Raw genomic sequence first — 17,276 nt, forward strand, 5'->3', positions numbered from 1 at the left:
GGCAGAGGGGCATTGGCGAGGGTCATCATGGCCGTGCCTCGTCGTGGCGGCCACCCGGGCGGCGGAAGGGGGCCAGCAGCTGTCGGGCGAAGACGGCCAGGGCCGTGAGCACGGTACGGCGCGGCTCCCGCAGCAGGATCCGCCAATCCGAGCGCAGGGAGCGCAGCATGAAATCGGTGCCGATGGCGGGGGCTCCTCCGAGGCGCAGGGAGCGCCGGGCCAGGTAGCGCAGGTGGATGGCCTGGGCTGTGGCGAAGTGGTTTGCCACCAGCTCAGGCGCATAGCCACGGGCTTCGCTGATCAGCCGCAGCCAGCCCTGTTCCATGCGTTGCAGGCTTGAGGAGAGTCCCCCGGCCGAGGTGCGGTAGTAGGTGAGCACCTGGGGCAAGCCGGCGATCTGCCAGCGGCCATCGCAGGCCACCCGCAGCAGCCATTCCAGATCCTCCGAATAACTCATGTCGGTGACGAATCCGCCCACTGCGTGGAACACCTGCCGCCGCAGCACCCAGTTCGACGTGGTGTTGGTGGGGTTCTCACAGAGAAAATCCACCGGCCGATGCGATTCCCGGGGCAGGGCCGCCAGCAGGCCGGTGGGCGTTCCCCCAGGGGACAGGAACGCGATGCGGGCGAAACTCACGCCGACATCAGGATGGTTGGCGTGGTAGGCCACATGCAGGCGCAGTTTGTCGGCATGCCAGAGGTCATCGGCATCGAGAAAGGCGATCAGGGGCGCACGGCTGAGGGCCACCCCGCGATTGCGGGCGATCGAGACTCCCGCGTTGGGCTGGCTTACCAGGTGCACTCGGGGATCCTCCCCAAACAGGCGCGACACGATGGCGAGGCTGTCGTCAGTGGATCCGTCATCAACAGCGATCAGTTCCCAGTTGCTCAGGCTCTGGTTCTGCACGGAGCGCAGGGTTTGCTCGATGTGTGGCGCCGCGTTGTAGATCGGTACCACCACGGAAATGGCCGGTTCGTCCAGTTGTTCAGGGTCTGGAACCACCGCAGCCGTCCCGTGGTGATGAAGGTCCACCATCGAGACAGCTACGACGTATGGCTGGAGCGGTGGCCACCCAGAAGACGACGCAGGACGGCCCTGATCCGTGCCATCAGGGTGATCCGGATCATCCGCAGGCGTTTGGCGTAGTAATCGAACTGGTTGATGATGGGCGGCTGCCCCTCCTGGAAGTGGTTCAGCTGGCGCGCAGGCAGCAACTTGGATGTCCAGTCGACGGAGTCGATATGGCGAAACTGTTCGTGGCCGTAGCGGGCCTGAAGCTTCTCCTTGATCTGGTCAGGCGTGCGGTAGGGGTAGTGGCGATTGTAGAGACGCTGCGAGCAGGCTTTGGTGAGTCCGTTGGGCCACTGTGGGGCCACCGCTTCGTTCCAGGGCTGATGGGGTTGGTTGCGGAAGAAGCGGTACTCTCGCCAATTGGCCGAGTAGTACAGGCGCCGTTCGGTGATGGGACGGTGGGGTTCAAGCTTCTCAGCCGCCCAATTCTTGTAATCGGCATCCGTGTAGTAGAACTGCAGATTCCAGGCCGTCACGAAATCGGCTTTCTCACGGTTGGCCGTGGCCAGAACCTCTCTGGGGTCCCCTTCGAGGAACTCATCCCCATCGAGCCGTAGCCACCAATCCTGATCAGCCAGTTCGTGGTTGTATTTGTTGTAGACGATCGAGCGCATCCCATCGCGGAATGGGATCAGGAGCTGGTCCTCGATCACAATCGTCGGATAGTGCTGTGCCAGGGCATTCACGGTTTCCCAGGTTCCATCGGTGCTGCCGTTATCGAGGACGAAGATGCGATCACAGAACGTCAGCGCATGAATCAGACAATCCGCAATGACGTCGCCCTCATTCTTGATCAGACAGATGGCGTAGATCTTCACGCGTGAATCGGGCGGGAGGACGGTACGGCTTGCTCCGATGGCACCCATGGCACCACCGACGTGACCCGGGACTGGGGCGGGGCCAGCGAGGCTTGAAACATTTCCATCACCCTAACCGCGCGCTGGCAGCGCCCTCCATGGGCAAAGGGCTTGGGCCTCAGGCCTGTGAAGGTGCGTCAAAGGCTGGCCGGCTGGGCCACCTGAATCCTTCGCAGCAGCCGTTGCCCCATCATCAGGTAGATCGGCTGAAGCGTGAGATGGGCCGCTGCCACGGACACGGCCACACCCAGGGATCCCCAGGACGTGCCGATCAGGATGGCGACGGTAAGTGCCACCGTGAAGGCCAGATTCCAGAGCAGATCCACCTGGGGCAGGCCAACGGCGCGGAACAGCATCGAGGAGGCGTTGGCGAAGGGTCGGGACAGGGCCGACAGGCAGATCAGCATCAAGATCGGCACGGCACCCTCCGTCACCCACTTCTGACCAAAAACGATCGGTACATAGAGAGGGGCCAGGCTGCATTGCAACGCCACAACGGGCACGATCACCTTGGTGATGGTGAGCAAGTTCTTGCTGAAGCGCTGCTTGAGTTCGGCGGGTTGGCCTCTGACGTCACAGAAATCGGAGTAGATGGAGACGGACAGGGCATTGATCACACTCAGGCTCAGACCCAATCCAGCGTTGAAGGCGAAGTAGTACACCCCAAGTGCTTTGACGCCGATGAAGCGACCGATCAAAAGATAATCAACATTCTCGCGGAACGTGTTGAGCATCTCCACACCCAGGATGCGACTGCCAAATCCCAGCACGGATTTCCAACGTTTGAGGGTGAACGTCATGACGGGACGCCAGGGTTCAAACCGCAGCATCATCGCGACCCAGACTGGAGCCACCAGCAACTTGGGCAGTACAATCGCCCACATGCCCATCCCAAACAGCGCAAAGATACCGGTCAGCAGATTGTCGGTGACGACCGCCGTGAGATTGGTCAAGCTGTAGAACTTGAGCCTGTTTTGCCTGCGTACCAAGGCCGTCTGGACCATGGCGAGTGGGTAGATCAGATAGCTGAAACTCACCACAATGATTGGCAGGATCAGTGCGTTGTCGCTGTAAACGCGGGCAAAGATAAACGAACCAATGATCTGCACGACAAAGAGGCTAAAGCCGATCAGCCAGTTCAGGCTCCATGCCGTCTGGCAGATTTCTTGGACATCCTCCGCATCGGCCTGCACGATCTTGTCCCCGATGCCGTTGCGTGTGAAGACCTTGACAAGCTCGCCGGACGTCAACACGATGGCGGCCAGGCCATAGTCCCTGGGGCTCAGCAGCCTGGCCAACAGCACTGTGGCCACGAGACGCGAGACGCGAATCCCCACCTCCCCCACCCCCATCCAGCCGATGTTGCGGATGAATCGATCCTTCGGGATGAAACCCTTCAGCTGGCTGAGCAGACGCATCAAAGGTCTGCCCCACGCTTAAGACTCGAGTGGCAAAGCAACGGCCACAGACTGTGTCCCCACAGGCAGAGCGGTCGAGACCGCAACGACACTGGCCATGCTGTTGCCTTCAGAATGCTCGTCATGGCATCAAGGTGTCTCACGGCTGTCGGATTGGGTGTGAATCACGGTACAGGAAGTATTTCTGACTGGAGCGGGCCTTTGCTCTCCTGTAGAGCCATTCCCATGATAAGCATTCCAGGCCAAAAGAGGTAGACTAGAATCTCCAGATTCTCGCCAAATGTATACATGAACAAGAGAATAATGATTCCCAGCCCGGCTGAGCCAAGTTGATAGCGGGGACTGGCAGCACGGCGCAATAGATCAAGCGCTGTAACCAACATGGGAACAGCCAGAGCGACGAAGCCAACAATACCCTTCACAAAAAGCACTCCGGCCCAGGTGTGATGGGAACCAATGGCCATGTACTCAACCAGATGGGGGCCGCCCTCTACGACACCATGTCCCCAAATCGGAGCCTCTGTCTCCCAGCGATGGAAGGCGATGCGCTTTAAGGCAAAGCGAACACGCGTAGAGCCAGCCCGAGCACCTTTGAACCCTTCCCAGTAGTCACTGATGGCGGTAAGAATAGACGTAGCAAAGATTCCTCCAAGATAGGAAACAACCCCAAGAGAAATCAGCATGAATGGTTGACGCAGCCTGGATACCACTGCCGTAACGGCTGGAATCAGGATGATGCAGAGCTGGGCAAGACGCGACTTGCAGACGAAGCACATGAGGATGGAGCCAATGATGCCCAGAACCTTCCATTTCCGATCTTTTTCCAGCAGACAGATCATGAAGTTGATATTGCCGACAAACCCAAGAGCAGGCCCCCATGGAGCGAAGAGCCGCCAGCGAAGGTCACCGGTGCTACCGTCAATCTCGTAGAGTGGAACGTCAAAGAATTCATTTCCTGGACCACCGACGGCTCTCAATGGCGAGACATAGAGCACTTCTGGCAGGCCCAGATGCGGGGTTAGCAGAAGGAGCGGCATGATGAGGAGCGTATGAAAGCCCACGATGCAAATGGCACGCGTGGGGATGCTGCTCCGAATCGGCAGAGCTCCTGCCAACGGATAGAGCGCTAGGGCGGCCCACCCTTTGGCCCAACCAATCGTGGACTTGATGATAGCTCCAGTCCCGAGGTTGAAGTTCACATGTCCTGCAATCAAGGCAACTTCCATGATGATCATGCCGATGATCCAAAGCCAAATCACGGGTGATATGGAAATTTCTTCATTTTCCTCTGGGTGATCCATTCGGGCCAGAATCTTGATCAATAGGCAGCCCAGAAGCAGCCAGCAGAGAATAGACCCCACAACGTAGAGTCCACCGAATAGCCAGATAGGGTAGGTGCAAACAATCGACCACCAGACCAAACGCTCTGGCCAGTTTCTCGGCTGAAGATCATCCTCAGACTGGAAGGCCCTTGAAAGAAGCGTTTTAAGTCCCAATGAAGACCCCTTGTTATGTAGAAATCCAATTGGCGACCCGTTTAATCCAGGGCTTGCGGATCCATAGGATCCAAAGACCTACAGTCGTCAGGATGGAACCAAATGCTGAGCCAGCAAGCACCAATGTTCGCTTTGGTGACGTAGCTGTTTCTGGCAAGGATGGCTCCACAGCTATTTGAATCAGTGGGAATGCTGCAAAGATATTGGCCTGGCCAAGATCCAGTTTGGCCAATGTGGATGCAAAGACAGCTTCTGCTATCTGTTCATTCCGCTTAAGGTTCTCCAAAGAAGACTGTTTCTGGGACATCAACCTGAGGCGCCCCTCCAAGGAGCTGATCTGTTGATCAAGCTTGCGAACCTGTGCTGCTGCACCTGAAGCATCTGACTGGTAGTTCACCAAGTTCTGGAAGAGTGAATCGCGACCAGAACTGGCACCAGTCAACGCCAGTCTGGTGAGAGCCTGGGCCGATGGAGAGCGACCGAGTAACTCGTTGGCACGCTGATTCATTGCCTGCCTAGCAGCCTCTTGCCGCTTGATCTCTTTAAGAATGCGAGGATTATTCCGGCCGAACTTAGACAGTTGGACCTTGAGTATAGACGTGGCCTCGCTGTAGTCCTTCACATTCTGCTGGAAGATCTGATCAACCTGCAACTTGAACGCATCTGTTGCCTCTGAAGGAGACAGCCCCAAGCTACGACTCAACTTCTGCAATCGACTCTCTGCCTGCGATTGCAGCGCAGCAAGCTCGGCTCTCTGTTTGCGTAGCTGTTCAATGTTAGCCGAAAGGATTTCAACCTGTTCTACAGAAGTGAGGCCAGACTTGCGCTTGTATGCGGAAACTTGCTTTTGTGCAGTCTCAAGCTTCTGCTGCGTTTCCAGCAGAATCTCCTGTGCTGGGCCTTGCCGTTGCTCGATCTCGCTGACACGCAGCTCATGGAGACGCTCTACCATGGCGTCATGCAACGCATAGGCACGCTTTCGTGCATCTACAGGCGATGGACCGGTGGTATCAATCTGCATCAGCGTTGTATTATCAATGTTCTTAATGCGAGGCTTGGCGAAATCTGCCTTAGGAATATTGGCAATCTTGGCAGCCCGCGCAATGACTTGCTCGCTAACGAAGATGTATTCATAGTTTGCACGAGGATCAAACGTAGCCAGGCCAAGGGATTCGTTTGATGCCGTGGCTTGACCAATTTCAGGCAGGCTTAAGTTAACAGCATTAGCGCTTCCGGGCAAAACCAAAGCCCAAGAGCTTGTATAGACAGGCTTTGCAAGTGCAAGATAGAGAATACTGGTGCTCCAAATCAATCCGTTCGTACAAGTGGATACGAATAGATAGCGACTCCAGCGAAGCTTGTCGGTTCGACTAAGTTTTTTCCACCATCCCTTTGGATCGGGTGCCTTCAACCCAGGAATATTTCGAAACTGTTCGGCAAACAATCGCGCCGCCTTTCCCAAAGGTTCTTGCACGGCCTGTACCTTAGGCTTGAGTCGTCTGATGATCGGCGGAGAGTCCTTCACTAGATTCTAGGGAATACTGCGATCATAAATCAAAACAGATGGATTCAGAAACTGAGTAAAGATGCTAAGAACAGCCTGGAAGTTGGTCATCTTCGAATCATAACAGGCAACACCATCGTCTGCCATGAGATAGGGGTTGTTGGCGTTGCTTGTAGACGCGCGAAGAAGATCTTCTACTCCTCGTTCGTAGACAGTCGTCTTCCCCGAGATCCTTTCAGTTCTCACCAGGATGGCTCGGCGTCGCGCATTGGTGACCATGGTTCCACCAGCACAGTTGGCCGAGACAACCGCATGGGACAAGCGAGATCCATAGGGAAAGTTCCTAGCCTGAGAGCCAATGCCAGCAACAGAGTTTCCAGCCGCAGGAACAGTAAGATTTGAAATGTTAATCTCAACTTCAGCGGGCGTAATCTGAGAAGGGCGAACGATTAGTGGATTAACGGTACCAGTGTCCGGAACAATGACTTGATCACCAGCAATGAGTGGGATGTCGTTAAAAGGTTCTCCCGTGAAAGCACCGGACATGTCAATCACCTGCCTTTTTGAACCTCGTTTCACCTGTATCGCGGCGACATCGGCCGTGGGAGTAATGCCTCCTGCACGACGGAGTGCCGTTGTGAGCATACGATTGAGCGGGGCTTGCCCAGAAAGTTGAACAGGAGTCTGTGTCTGTTCAACGTCACTTAACTCGTTGATTAATAACCTTCCAGGCTGAAAAGCAGATCCAATGACAAAGACCGGTACAGGTGCCCATTGAATGACACTCAGACTGACCCTGAGAAAAGATGGCTGAAAAAAGCCTTGTTGCACCAGGGCTTGATAGACCCGCTTCTGAAGCTGTTCCGGCTCAAGACCCACAGCGTAGATTCCCTTGGAAAAGGGAATTTCAAGCTCTCCGTTCAGATTGATTTCAAAGATGCCACTGAATTCTTCCCCTTCAGGGATTGTCACCTTGACTCGATCTCCTGGGGAGATCGGTAATGCCAAGGACGATCCTGGAGTGCCAACAAAGCAAGCGAGCCCAACAAGCCAAAAAAGAAGTTTCGACATCTGTGTCGATCTGGGAGAGTTCGCTTTTCGGCTTGCTCAGACAATCTTAGCGTATCCGTAGACTGCGGGCTACGGGCTTTCAGCCTGGGCGAGTTTGACGAGTGATCACTCAATCGCCTGATGATTCCCGTCACCTGGAGGCAGGTCCGGTGCAACGTGTGTCTGTATGGCCCCTGGCTTGCCTATCCGTCTTCGGCTGAGTCGGTGTATCGCTCTGCTCCCTACCGCGAAGACTAGCCCTGCGCAGCCAATCAGTGGGTGGCGGCTAATCAATTGAGCTACCGCAAGGCTCTTCCCAAATGGTCGCTGCCGGCGCGGAGTGCTGTCTCCGCCAGTGTTGCGGCTAGTTGTCGCGAGGCTGAGGCTCGTGAGAACCGGTCGTCCCCCAGGAACCGGTACAGCCTGGGGCCTTGGCGCCGTCCTGGTCCACCAGGCCTTGTCAAGGAGCGCCCCATGCCCCCACCGGAGAGCTGGGCACCACCTCAGACGCCGTTCCTACTGGTAGGGGCCTGATGGAGCATGCAGGCGGGAACTGGATCCATGCCCCTCACTGCCGTTGGGATGCTCACGGCTGCTGGGCAATGGAGCTGGGGAGATGGCCACCCTGCCAGGTCCCAATCACAAAGCTGAGCTAAATTCGTGTGGCAAGGTCCCTGAAGGTATGATGGTTAACATTGTAATTGTGGCAACGGCTAACTATCTTTGGGGTGCGGCGGTCACCGTTCGTTCCGCTTTGGAAGCCTGTAGCACAACCCTAAATGTCTATGCCATTTGCGTCGATCTATCGCAGGACGACAAGCGGCAACTTTCCAATTCCTGGCAAGCTGCCAACATCGGCGAAATCAGCTTTATTGATTTCAATCTTGAGCGGGTCAATAGCTTCCGCAGCACTCTGCTTGTCAAGAGTAAATCTCCTTATGCGCGCTTCTTTATACCCGAATACTTGGCGGGTGTATCTCGCTGCATCTATTTAGATACGGACTTAATCGTTTGCTCGGATCTAACTGAACTGCAGCTTCTGGATCTGCATGGCAAATCCAGTGCTTGTGTTATTGATGGTGGCATAGACACCCCACAGCAGCAGCAGCGACTTCGCGAAAAGCTGAAACTAGACAATCCTCGCCAGTACTTTAATTCAGGAGTGATTGTGATGGATCTGGATGCATGGAGGCATCATGAGATCCAATCGAAGGCTCTAGCGGTTGCACAGGAAAACTATGATTTGCTTGACCAAATGGATCAAGATGCTCTGAATATCGTCTTGGCAGGCGATTGGCTGGTGCTCGATCCGAAATGGAATACATCCAAAGGCAGGGCCGATGCTGATTTTTCAGATGGCATTATTCATTTCTTAGGCAAAGTCAAGCCCTGGCACGCAGATTATGCCGCAAACTTTCAAGATCGATGGTTTGCACTACTGGATCGAACCGCCTTTTCCGGTCAGCGGCCCGTTAAACTACTCGGTATAGCAGCCGCCTATCGCAAGTTTGTCCGTACTGTTCCCACCTTGGAGATGGTCAAAGGTAAACTGCGGCGACTCATTCGGTCTACTTGATTCTATCGTTTCCGCCAGGATAGAAGTGTTCTGCGCTGATGGCCTGGCTCACACGGCCTGCCAGCCCCGCTAAGGCGAGCAGCAGCCTGGGCATAGGGATCTGGACAAGCCATCTGATTGGTCGGCAGGTCTGGCTCAGGTCGTTGCACAAGCTACCCGACCCACCACGTGGTTACCTTCTGGCCAGGGCTGATAGGATAAGAACCAGTGGCTTGCTCCTGCTTCACTCTGGATCTATGCGTAACGCGTTAGTCGTTTCTGCGCCGTTTCCATCACTGTTCTCCACTTCTGCCCTCTCCCGTGCGCATTGGCCTGATCAACGCCTACAGCACCCTGAATCTGGGGGATGCAGCGATCTACAGCGCCTTTCGTCAGTTGCTGCCTGATGTGGAGCTGGTGGGTTGCGTTCAGGATGAACGGCCCGATGCCACCCTTGGGGTCACGTTCTTGTCCGAACGGCCCAGGAATTGCGACGCTTACGTGAGCGTGGGGGGGGACATCTTCAACAATTCCCGTGAATGGTTTGTCACCAAAGCCTTCCTCAAGAACCTGGCTGAACTGAGGCACAGTCCGAACCGCACCATCCTGTTCGGCCAGTCGATTCCTCGCTCCTGCCACGGCCTCAGCTTTCTCCTGTTGCAGCGGTATTTCAAGCGCCTGGCGGCTGTCTGTGTGCGGGATGCCGAAAGTCACCAGCGCCTCTGCGCCGCAGGGGTTCAAGCACGGTTGTCCTACGACATTGCCTTTGTGCTGGAGAGCTCCCCCCTGGCGGAGGCCACGGCGCGGCAATGCCTGGAGCGGCTAGGGATTGATCCATCCCAGGCAGCCGTCCTGTCTGTGCGTGGTTTCGACAGCATGTACGGCCACGACAATGAGGCCTTCGTTTCCAGAATGGCCCAGCTCAGCGTTGAACTCACCGAGGCCGGACTCAGGCCCGTCATTTTGATCCAATCGGGCGCCTATGGCTCCGATAATGATCTCGAAGTGGCCGCCGCCATCCAGGAACGGGCCCCCGGCACCGCCATCCTTAACCCGTTCGTCGCCGATCCAGCCGTGCCGAGTTGGCAGTTGGCCATGGCCCTGTTCGCTCTGGTCGACAGCGTGATTGCCGTACGTTTTCACACGGCCGTTCTTTCGCTAGCGGCCGGGCGGGTTCCGTACCATCTCCACTATTCCAACAAGGGCAGGGACCTCTGCCGGCGACTCGATCTACCCGGCTGTGATCTGGCCAGCCTGGTTCCTTCGTCGGCGCTTGAAGCGATTCTGGCCAGCCGCGGGCGCCGGTTTGATCATCAGCACGTGCGTGAACAGGTGCGCCGCGATTTCCGGTGGTGCCTCGATCAACTCCCCGATGTGATCTGACGGTCGTCGTCTGGCCCCTTGGTTCCCTGAGCTAGATTCATCTATCTGGCCGTTCAACGATGTACGGGCTTGTCAACCGGGCCATTCAGCAGATGGTCACCACCCACCATGATGAGGAGGTGTGGCAGCGCATCAAGGAGCGGGCCGATCTCCAGGATCTGGATTTCTTTTCCACGTACCAGGCCTATCCCGACGACGTGACCCATCGGCTGGTGGCAGCGGCCACGGAGGAACTTGGCCTCACGGGTGATCAGATCATGCAGGCGTTTGGTGAGTACTGGATCACCTACACAGCCACGGAAGGTTACGAGCAGTTGCTCGAAAGCACAGGGGACACCCTGCCAGAATTCCTGGATCATCTCGATAATCTCCACGCCCGCGCCGCCCTGGCCTTTCCTGAGCTGCAGCCTCCCTCTTTCCGTTGCGAGCACAGTGCTGACGCCTCCATGCAACTGGAGTACCGTTCAAAGCGGCGCGGCCTTGCCCCCATGGTGACCGGCCTGCTTCATGGCCTGGGCAAGCGTTTTCGTACTCCACTGGCGGTCGATCAGGTCGCCTCTCGCGACAGGGGCGATGCCACGGACCTGTTCCACGTTCGTCTTTCTCCGCCTTCCGAATCTGTCGCAGGTCAGCCGGATGACGGCATGACGAGCGAGTGAAGGTTCGTCGTTTCTGAAGGTGCCTTCCGTGCCGTTACCTGACCACCTTCTCGATCCCCTGTTCCCTTTCCATTTCGTCGTCGACCGAGAGCTACGTATCCAGTCCGTCGGCTCTGTTCTGCGTCGCATCCTTTCTGTCCCGGAGCTGGTGGGGCAGCCCCTCGATGAGCACTTCCTGCTCCTGCGACCGGATGTCCCCATGAACTTCGCCAGTCTGAGTGACTGCACAGACCGGCACGTGATTTTCAAGTCCGCCGCGATTCCATTGCAACTGAAGGGCCAGATCTGTTGCCTTGACGAAAGGGAACAGCTGTTGTTTGTTGGTACGCCCTGTTTGCTGCAACTGGAGGATCTTAAGACCCTCAGTCTAAAGATCAATGACTTTCCTTTGCATGACTCCCTGGTTGACTTTCTTTTCCTGCTGCAGGCCAGGAATGTGGCGCTCACAGAAAGTCAGAAGCTCAATGAGATTCTCATCGCGCAGCGTGGGGAGTTGCGCGAGTCAACCCAGCGTCTGTCGACGCTCAATGCGGAGCTGGAGGCGGCCAAGCAGGCTGCTGAAGCCGCCAATGCCGCCAAGGATACGTTTCTGGCCACGATGAGCCATGAGATCAGAACTCCGATGAACGCCATCATCGGCATGGCCGGTTTACTTCAGGACTCCCAGCTGGAGCCCATGGAGAGGGAGTATGTCGAGATCATCAACAGCAGCACCGATTCCCTGCTGACGATCATCAATGACATTCTCGACTTCTCGAAGATCGAATCCGGTAACATGCAGCTGGATGAGCAGCGCTTCAACCTCCGCATCTGCATCGAAGAGGCCCTCGATCTGAGCGTGTCCCGCCTCTTGGACAAGCCGCTGGAAATGATCCTCGACATCGAGCCCGGCCTGCCCACGGCTGTCATCGGCGACCTCACCCGTCTGCGCCAGATCCTCTGGAATCTGCTGAGCAATGCGGTCAAATTCACCCCCCAGGGCGAGATCGTCGTCACGGTGTCAGCGGAGCCCCAGGCCGCTGAGGCCGGTCAGCCGACCCCGTGCCAGTTCACGTTTCAGATCCGCGACACCGGCATCGGCGTGTCCGACGCGCTGATTCCCCAGTTGTTCGAACCCTTCCGCCAGGCCGATCCCTCCACCGCCCGGCGCTACGGCGGCACGGGCCTTGGTCTGGCGATCACACGGCGCCTGTGTGAGTTGATGGGGGGCTCGATCAACCTGGCCAGCCAGGAAGGCAAAGGCAGTGTCTTCACCTTCAACGTGCTGCTGCATCTTGATCCGGCCCCCCAGGCCAGCAACAGCCCGGAGCCCCTGGTGCCGCCGGCGTCCGCCATCCTGCTGCTGGTCGGCAATCCCACCCTGCGCGCCGTGCTCCAGAAGCAGCTGGGTTGGATAGGGCTCTCGGTGATCGCCCCCGATCCCTGCCAGATCCCCATACCGACCGCCCAGCCCCAGATCGGCGACCTCGGCCCTGGCGTGGTGGTCATCGATGGGCGGCTGCTGTGCTCCGAAGGGGAGACAACCCCGCCAGCCTTTCTGCAGGACCCCGTGCTTCAGCTGCGTCCCTGGATCGTCCTGGCTGACAGGTGCAAGGTGTCAGAGCTGGCAGCGCTGGCCAAGACGCCGGCTGTGATGCTTTCCAAGCCTGTGCGATTCGAACAGCTCCGCCTGGCCCTGATTCAGCAAGGGCAGAGCCCTTTGGAGCGGCGGCTGGCCGGGCCGCCAACGCTGACGCGCGAATCCGCCCCCCAGGGCGGCCCCCATCGCCTCGCCGACCGGCTGCCGCTGCGGCTGCTCGTCGTCGATGACATCCCCGTGAACCGCCAGTTGGCGCTTCAGTTGCTGCAGCGGCTGGGTTACCGGGCCGAGGCCGTGGCTTCGGGCTCCGAGGCGCTCGCGGCCGTGCAGGAGACCCCCTTCGACGTGCTGTTCATGGACGTGCAGATGCCGGAGCTTGATGGTTACGCGACCACGCGGGCGATCCGGTGTCTGCCGGCTCCCTTCGTGCAGCCCTGGATCATTGCCATGACCGCCCATGGCCGTCCGGAGGATCGCCAGGCCTGCCTCCAGGCCGGCATGGACGACTTTCTGGCCAAGCCGATCGTGCCTGCCCAGCTCACCTACGCCCTGGAGCACTACCAGCCCCGCGACCAACCCCAAGCGCCAGCGGGTGGAGGGGCCGACCCGATCGACGCGGCCGCCTGGGAGGAATTGGAGCAAGCCATGGGAGACGGGGCGGCGGCCGTGCTCCAGGAGCTCATCGACCTCTACCTCGAGGACGCGATGCGACTCGTGTCGGCGGTGGTGATGGCCCACCAGTACCACGATCCCCCGGCAATGATCGCCGCTGCCCATTCGCTGCGCTCCCCCAGTGCCAGCCTGGGGGCCCTGCGGTTGGCCACGCTGTGCGGCCAGGTTGAGGAGTCCCTGCGCTCCGATTCGGAGCTGTGGCCCCAGGTCAGAATCGATCAGCTGCTTGTCGAGGCTGGACGGGTGACCGAAGCGCTGCGCCAGCGGCGTCCGATGGACGCCTGACGCCGATGGAAGGTTGTCCCGCCCCGATTTCGATTCTGCTGGTGGATGACGATCGCATCCATTCCCGCATCCTCGAGGTCCGTCTACGCGCCCAGGGCTACCAGATTGTTGTGGCGGATCCGGGTGACAGTGCCCTGGTGCAGGCCCGTGTCTGCCCCCCCACGGTTGTCGTCTGCGACTGGCTGATGGACGGCATGAATGGGCTGGACGTCTGCCGGGCGTTCAAGGCGGAACCGGCCCTGGAATCGGCCCACTTCATCCTGCTGACCTCACGCTCCCGGGTGGAAGACCGGGTGGAGGGGCTCGACTGCGGCGCCGATGATTTCCTCAGCAAGCCGGTGGATCCGGAGGAGCTGCTGGCCCGGGTCCGCTCCGGCATCCGCCTACACCAGGCCAATGAACGGCTGAAGCTCCTGGCGAGTGAGTTGCATCAGCAGAAGTTGCGGCTGGATCAGGAGCTGGAGGAGGCGGCCAGTTATGTGCGATCCCTGCTGCCCGAGCCCATCGGTGGTGCCGTGCGGGCGGACTCCCGGTTCGAGCCCTGCCATGAACTGGGTGGTGATTCGTTTGATTTCTTCTGGCTTGATGACGACCACTTCGTCCTCTACCTCGCCGATGGCTCCGGCCATGGCCTGGCGGCGGCCTTCCCCTCGATTTCCGTTCACAACCAGCTGCGCTCCCGCTCGCTGCCCGTTGATCTGCGTGATCCGGGCGCTGTGCTGCAGACCCTGAACTCCGGGTTTCCGATGGAGCGTCACCAGGGGCGGTATCTGACGCTTTGGTATGGGGTTTATCAGCCCTCCAGCCGAACCCTGAGTTTTGCCAGCGCGGGCCATCCCCCAGCCTTTCTCTGGAGCCGCACCAGTGCCTTTCCCTGCCATTGGCTCAAAGGTCAGGGCATGGCCGTGGGCCTGTTCGACGACGCGACCTATGGCACCGAGAGCCTGGAGGTGGGCGAAGGGGCCTGTCTTCTCATCTACAGCGATGGCCTCTATGAAGTGCCGAGGCCCGGTGGCTTGATGGGGACACTGCCCGACTTCATGCAACTGGTGGAGCAGTGCCAAGACGTGCTCGCTGATGACGATGGCCTGGATCGGTTGCTGTCCCAGATCCTCCACGTCTCGGGCCATGCGCCATTCACCGATGACTACTCGCTGATCCGGGCGCTGCTGTCGTGATCGTTACGGGCCTTCTGGTTGTTCAGGTGTCGGTTGAGCCGCCCGATTGATCGGCAGCCAATGCGGCGATGCATGCCTCACTGTTCGGAAACGTGGTGAACACTTTTTCGGTGCCGGTGAGGTCCAGAACGATGCGGACCTGGCTGCACAGACCGCAAAGAAACAGTTGCTGACCTTGTTCCTTGACCCGTTTGAGCACGGAAACCAGAGCGCCGAATCCGCTGCTGTCCATAAAGTCGACGCCCTGGCAATCAATCAGGATGTCCCTGGGTTGCTCCGCCAGAACTGAACCGACAGACTGCCGCAACTCAGCGCCACTCTGGGCGTCGAGCAGGCCCATGGGTTTCAGGATGTACAGATTATCCACACATTGAAAGGCAAATTGCTAAGAGTTTACCACTCATCGCCGAAAGCCCATTCCTCTGGGCCTGGGGTGTTGAGACCCGCCCGCCGGCTGGTGGCGAGCGGGTGTGGGTCTGACCACAAGACCCATTCCGCTAAGAGGGTAGGAGGGAGCCAATGGAGCACAGCGCTACAGTTCGTAACCAGGTAGGCCGCTTCAGCCGCGAGGTTCATGGTCACGATTGAAGAGTTACGACGCCAATCTCTTCCCTTTGTCGCTGCCGACCAGGAAGGTTTGATTGTAGAGATCAACGATCTGTTTGAGACGACCTATGGATGGACATTGGACGATCTCAAGGGCCATTCTCTTTCCATGATCCTGCCGGCTGCCTATCAAGACGCCCACCATCTCGGCTTCTCCCGTTTCCAGATCGTTGGTGAATCGCAGATTCTCAACCATCCCCTGCAATTGATGACCATCTGCAAAGACAACCAGGCCATCAACTCGGAGCATTTCATTGTGGCCGAACGCCGTGGCGATAGCTGGGTGTTCGCGGCAACCCTGCGACCGTTGACCTGAGGCGTGCATGCCGGACCAGACCCTTGTCGGCCAGCTTCGCAGCACTCTCGGGAGGCTGGAGGCGGCCCTGGGAGCCGTTGACGAGGCCCTTGCCTTCACCGATCTCAACGGAATCGTGGAATGGACGAATGCATCGTTTGATCGGTTCGTGGGTTTGTCCCGCTTGCAGAGCCTTGGCCAATGCCTGAGCCAGATCCTCCCGAGGCCCTATCTCCACGAGCTCAGCGACAGCCAATCAGGCCTGCCGTTCTGGAGCTCGGGATCAGAAGGATCCAGCACCTGGGAACTGCTGGGTGCGCCTCTCCGCCAGGTGATTGAGGTGTCCTGGGCGACTGTCGATCTCCCTGGTAAGCCGTCTTTGGTGTTCACCTTCAGGGACAAAAGCGCGATTGTTCAGGCCCAGGACAAGTTGATCGATGCCCGTGACCAGCTGGAGGTGCAGGTGGTCGAGCGAACCCGCGCGTTGCAGCTGGCGCGCGATGAGGCCCTGGCAGCCAGCCAATCCAAAACCCGGTTTCTGGCCAACATGAGCCATGAAATCCGCACCCCATTGAACGCTGTGATCGGGATGACGGATGTGCTGCTCAGCAGCCCAATGGAGGGGCAGCAACGGGAGATGCTCGAAACGATTCATCAAAACGGCGAGTATCTGCTAAGCCTGATCAACGACATTCTGGACATCTCGCAGATTGAAACCGGGCGACTTGCACTCAACCCCAGAACCTTCGACCTTCATGGTTTACTCAATGACATCATTCATCTCTTTCAGTATCAAGCCTCTGTAAGACACCTCGGCTTACACCTCAGCATGCCACCGGATACGCCGAGATGGCTCTTTGGTGATGATCTCAAGCTGCGCCAGATTCTGTTCAACCTGTTGGGGAATGCTTGCAAGTACACCAATCAGGGGGAGATTCGCCTCAGCGTAGATACCTTGGCGGCCACGGCTAACGGGAGATCCTTCATGTTCCATGTTTCCGACACGGGTATTGGCATCTCCAGGGAGGCTCTACCGCTTATCTTTGAGGAGTTCATTGGCCATTCCAATCCCGCCCAGACGCAGCAAAGTGCCGGCCTCGGCCTCGCCATCTGTTCGAGATTGTGCCAATTGATGGGGGGCGAGATTTCCGTCGATTCGAGTCTCGGATCCGGCAGTTGCTTTACGGTCAGTCTGCCGTTCACGCTGGCTTCGCAGGAGCAGGCTGAGATTGTCAGGAATAATCCCGAAGAGAGCTTGGAGCCTGGAATCAGAATTCTCGTTGCTGATGATAACCGCGTCAACCGCAGGGTGCTTGAGTTGATGCTGGCCAGATTGCATCTAAGCGCAGATGCGGTGGGAGACGGCAATGCGGCCATTCAGTGCGTCAGGAATGGGAACGTGGATCTCATCTTCATGGATGTGGCCATGCCAGGTCTGGATGGCATGGCCGCCTCACGCCAACTGCGCAGCGAAGGTTACTCGGATCTCTATATCATTGCCCTGACAGCCTATTCATTCGACTCCCACCGGCAGGAGTGTGCAGCGGCTGGGATGAACGACTTTCTCTCCAAACCACTTCGATTAGCGGATCTTCGAGTGGCCTTGAGCAGGTATCGCGATTGGCGCCGAGCCACAGAGTCGGTTGCATCCGAATGATACTGAGTGA

13 protein-coding genes and 1 pseudogene are annotated in these 17,276 nt (G+C 58.1%); 7 read left to right on the top strand and 7 right to left on the bottom strand.

The features are described 5' to 3' along the window. Positions 1-25: 25 nt before the first annotated feature. From KBY86_RS00635 to KBY86_RS00660, 6 genes are all read right to left on the bottom strand, one after another. Positions 26-1,003, bottom strand: coding sequence for a glycosyltransferase family 2 protein (locus KBY86_RS00635; RefSeq protein ID WP_255139764.1), 978 nt, complete (start codon positions 1,001-1,003; stop codon positions 26-28). 41 nt (positions 1,004-1,044) lie between these two features. After that, positions 1,045-1,938 carry a glycosyltransferase family 2 protein gene (locus tag KBY86_RS00640; protein WP_255139766.1) on the bottom strand — a complete coding sequence of 298 codons (894 nt, stop codon included), beginning with the start codon at positions 1,936-1,938 and terminating at the stop codon, positions 1,045-1,047. Positions 1,939-2,066: 128 nt separating this feature from the next. Further along, entirely contained in the window at positions 2,067-3,347 is a 1,281-nt protein-coding gene (locus KBY86_RS00645; protein WP_255139767.1) for a lipopolysaccharide biosynthesis protein, read from the bottom strand. A gap of 164 nt (positions 3,348-3,511) precedes the next feature. After that, entirely contained in the window at positions 3,512-4,669 is a 1,158-nt protein-coding gene (locus KBY86_RS00650) for an O-antigen ligase domain-containing protein (RefSeq protein WP_255139769.1), read from the bottom strand. A 187-nt stretch (positions 4,670-4,856) separates the two neighbouring features. After that, positions 4,857-6,368: a hypothetical protein gene (locus KBY86_RS00655; protein WP_255139770.1), complete on the bottom strand. Its 1,512-nt coding sequence runs from the start codon at positions 6,366-6,368 to the stop codon at positions 4,857-4,859. A gap of 6 nt (positions 6,369-6,374) precedes the next feature. Further along, positions 6,375-7,418, bottom strand: a complete 1,044-nt coding sequence (locus tag KBY86_RS00660; protein WP_094512891.1) for a polysaccharide biosynthesis/export family protein — start codon at positions 7,416-7,418, stop codon at positions 6,375-6,377. A gap of 595 nt (positions 7,419-8,013) precedes the next feature. On the opposite strand from KBY86_RS00660, the gene KBY86_RS00665 reads away from it, so the two are divergent. The 5 genes from KBY86_RS00665 to KBY86_RS00685 all read left to right on the top strand — a co-directional run bounded on the left by KBY86_RS00665 (position 8,014) and on the right by KBY86_RS00685 (position 14,708). After that, positions 8,014-8,973: a glycosyltransferase family 8 protein gene (locus KBY86_RS00665; RefSeq protein WP_255139771.1), complete on the top strand. Its 960-nt coding sequence runs from the start codon at positions 8,014-8,016 to the stop codon at positions 8,971-8,973. Positions 8,974-9,273: 300 nt separating this feature from the next. Then, positions 9,274-10,335, top strand: a complete 1,062-nt coding sequence (locus KBY86_RS00670) for a polysaccharide pyruvyl transferase family protein (protein WP_255139772.1) — start codon at positions 9,274-9,276, stop codon at positions 10,333-10,335. Between the two features lie 59 nt (positions 10,336-10,394). Continuing rightward, positions 10,395-10,994, top strand: a complete 600-nt coding sequence (locus KBY86_RS00675) for a heme NO-binding domain-containing protein (protein ID WP_255139773.1) — start codon at positions 10,395-10,397, stop codon at positions 10,992-10,994. 28 nt (positions 10,995-11,022) lie between these two features. Next, the gene (locus KBY86_RS00680; protein ID WP_255139774.1) at positions 11,023-13,530 is read left to right on the top strand and encodes an ATP-binding protein; all 2,508 of its coding nucleotides are present in this window, start codon (positions 11,023-11,025) and stop codon (positions 13,528-13,530) included. Positions 13,531-13,535: 5 nt separating this feature from the next. Further along, positions 13,536-14,708 (top strand): PP2C family protein-serine/threonine phosphatase, encoded by a 1,173-nt coding sequence (locus tag KBY86_RS00685; protein ID WP_255139776.1) that lies wholly within the window; start codon positions 13,536-13,538, stop codon positions 14,706-14,708. 22 nt (positions 14,709-14,730) lie between these two features. On the opposite strand, the pseudogene KBY86_RS00690 reads toward KBY86_RS00685, so the two are convergent. Then, positions 14,731-15,078: pseudogene (locus KBY86_RS00690) on the bottom strand (STAS domain-containing protein); the annotation flags it as partial. A 204-nt stretch (positions 15,079-15,282) separates the two neighbouring features. On the opposite strand from KBY86_RS00690, the gene KBY86_RS00695 reads away from it, so the two are divergent. Together KBY86_RS00695 and KBY86_RS00700 are read left to right on the top strand one after the other, a co-directional pair. Continuing rightward, a complete protein-coding gene (locus KBY86_RS00695; protein WP_255139779.1) occupies positions 15,283-15,630 on the top strand; it encodes a PAS domain S-box protein in 348 nt (115 codons plus the stop codon). A 7-nt stretch (positions 15,631-15,637) separates the two neighbouring features. Then, on the top strand, positions 15,638-17,266 hold the full coding sequence (locus tag KBY86_RS00700; protein ID WP_255139780.1) for an ATP-binding protein: 1,629 nt from the start codon (positions 15,638-15,640) through the stop codon (positions 17,264-17,266). Positions 17,267-17,276: the final 10 nt, after the last annotated feature.

This window comes from Synechococcus sp. Lug-A, from assembly GCF_024345655.1.
Lineage (GTDB): Bacteria > Cyanobacteriota > Cyanobacteriia > PCC-6307 > Cyanobiaceae > MW101C3.

Excerpts from the sequence above, each read along its gene's own strand:
- KBY86_RS00700 (WP_255139780.1), top strand. The coding sequence starts at position 15,638 with ATGCCGGACCAGACCCTTGTCGGCCAGCTTCGCAGCACTCTCGGGAGG.
- KBY86_RS00665 (WP_255139771.1), top strand. The coding sequence starts at position 8,014 with ATGGCCACCCTGCCAGGTCCCAATCACAAAGCTGAGCTAAATTCGTGT.
- KBY86_RS00645 (WP_255139767.1), bottom strand. The coding sequence starts at position 3,347 with ATGCGTCTGCTCAGCCAGCTGAAGGGTTTCATCCCGAAGGATCGATTC.
- KBY86_RS00685 (WP_255139776.1), top strand. The coding sequence starts at position 13,536 with ATGGAAGGTTGTCCCGCCCCGATTTCGATTCTGCTGGTGGATGACGAT.
- KBY86_RS00675 (WP_255139773.1), top strand. The coding sequence starts at position 10,395 with ATGTACGGGCTTGTCAACCGGGCCATTCAGCAGATGGTCACCACCCAC.
- KBY86_RS00660 (WP_094512891.1), bottom strand. The coding sequence starts at position 7,418 with ATGTCGAAACTTCTTTTTTGGCTTGTTGGGCTCGCTTGCTTTGTTGGC.
- KBY86_RS00640 (WP_255139766.1), bottom strand. The coding sequence starts at position 1,938 with ATGGGTGCCATCGGAGCAAGCCGTACCGTCCTCCCGCCCGATTCACGC.
- KBY86_RS00695 (WP_255139779.1), top strand. The coding sequence starts at position 15,283 with ATGGTCACGATTGAAGAGTTACGACGCCAATCTCTTCCCTTTGTCGCT.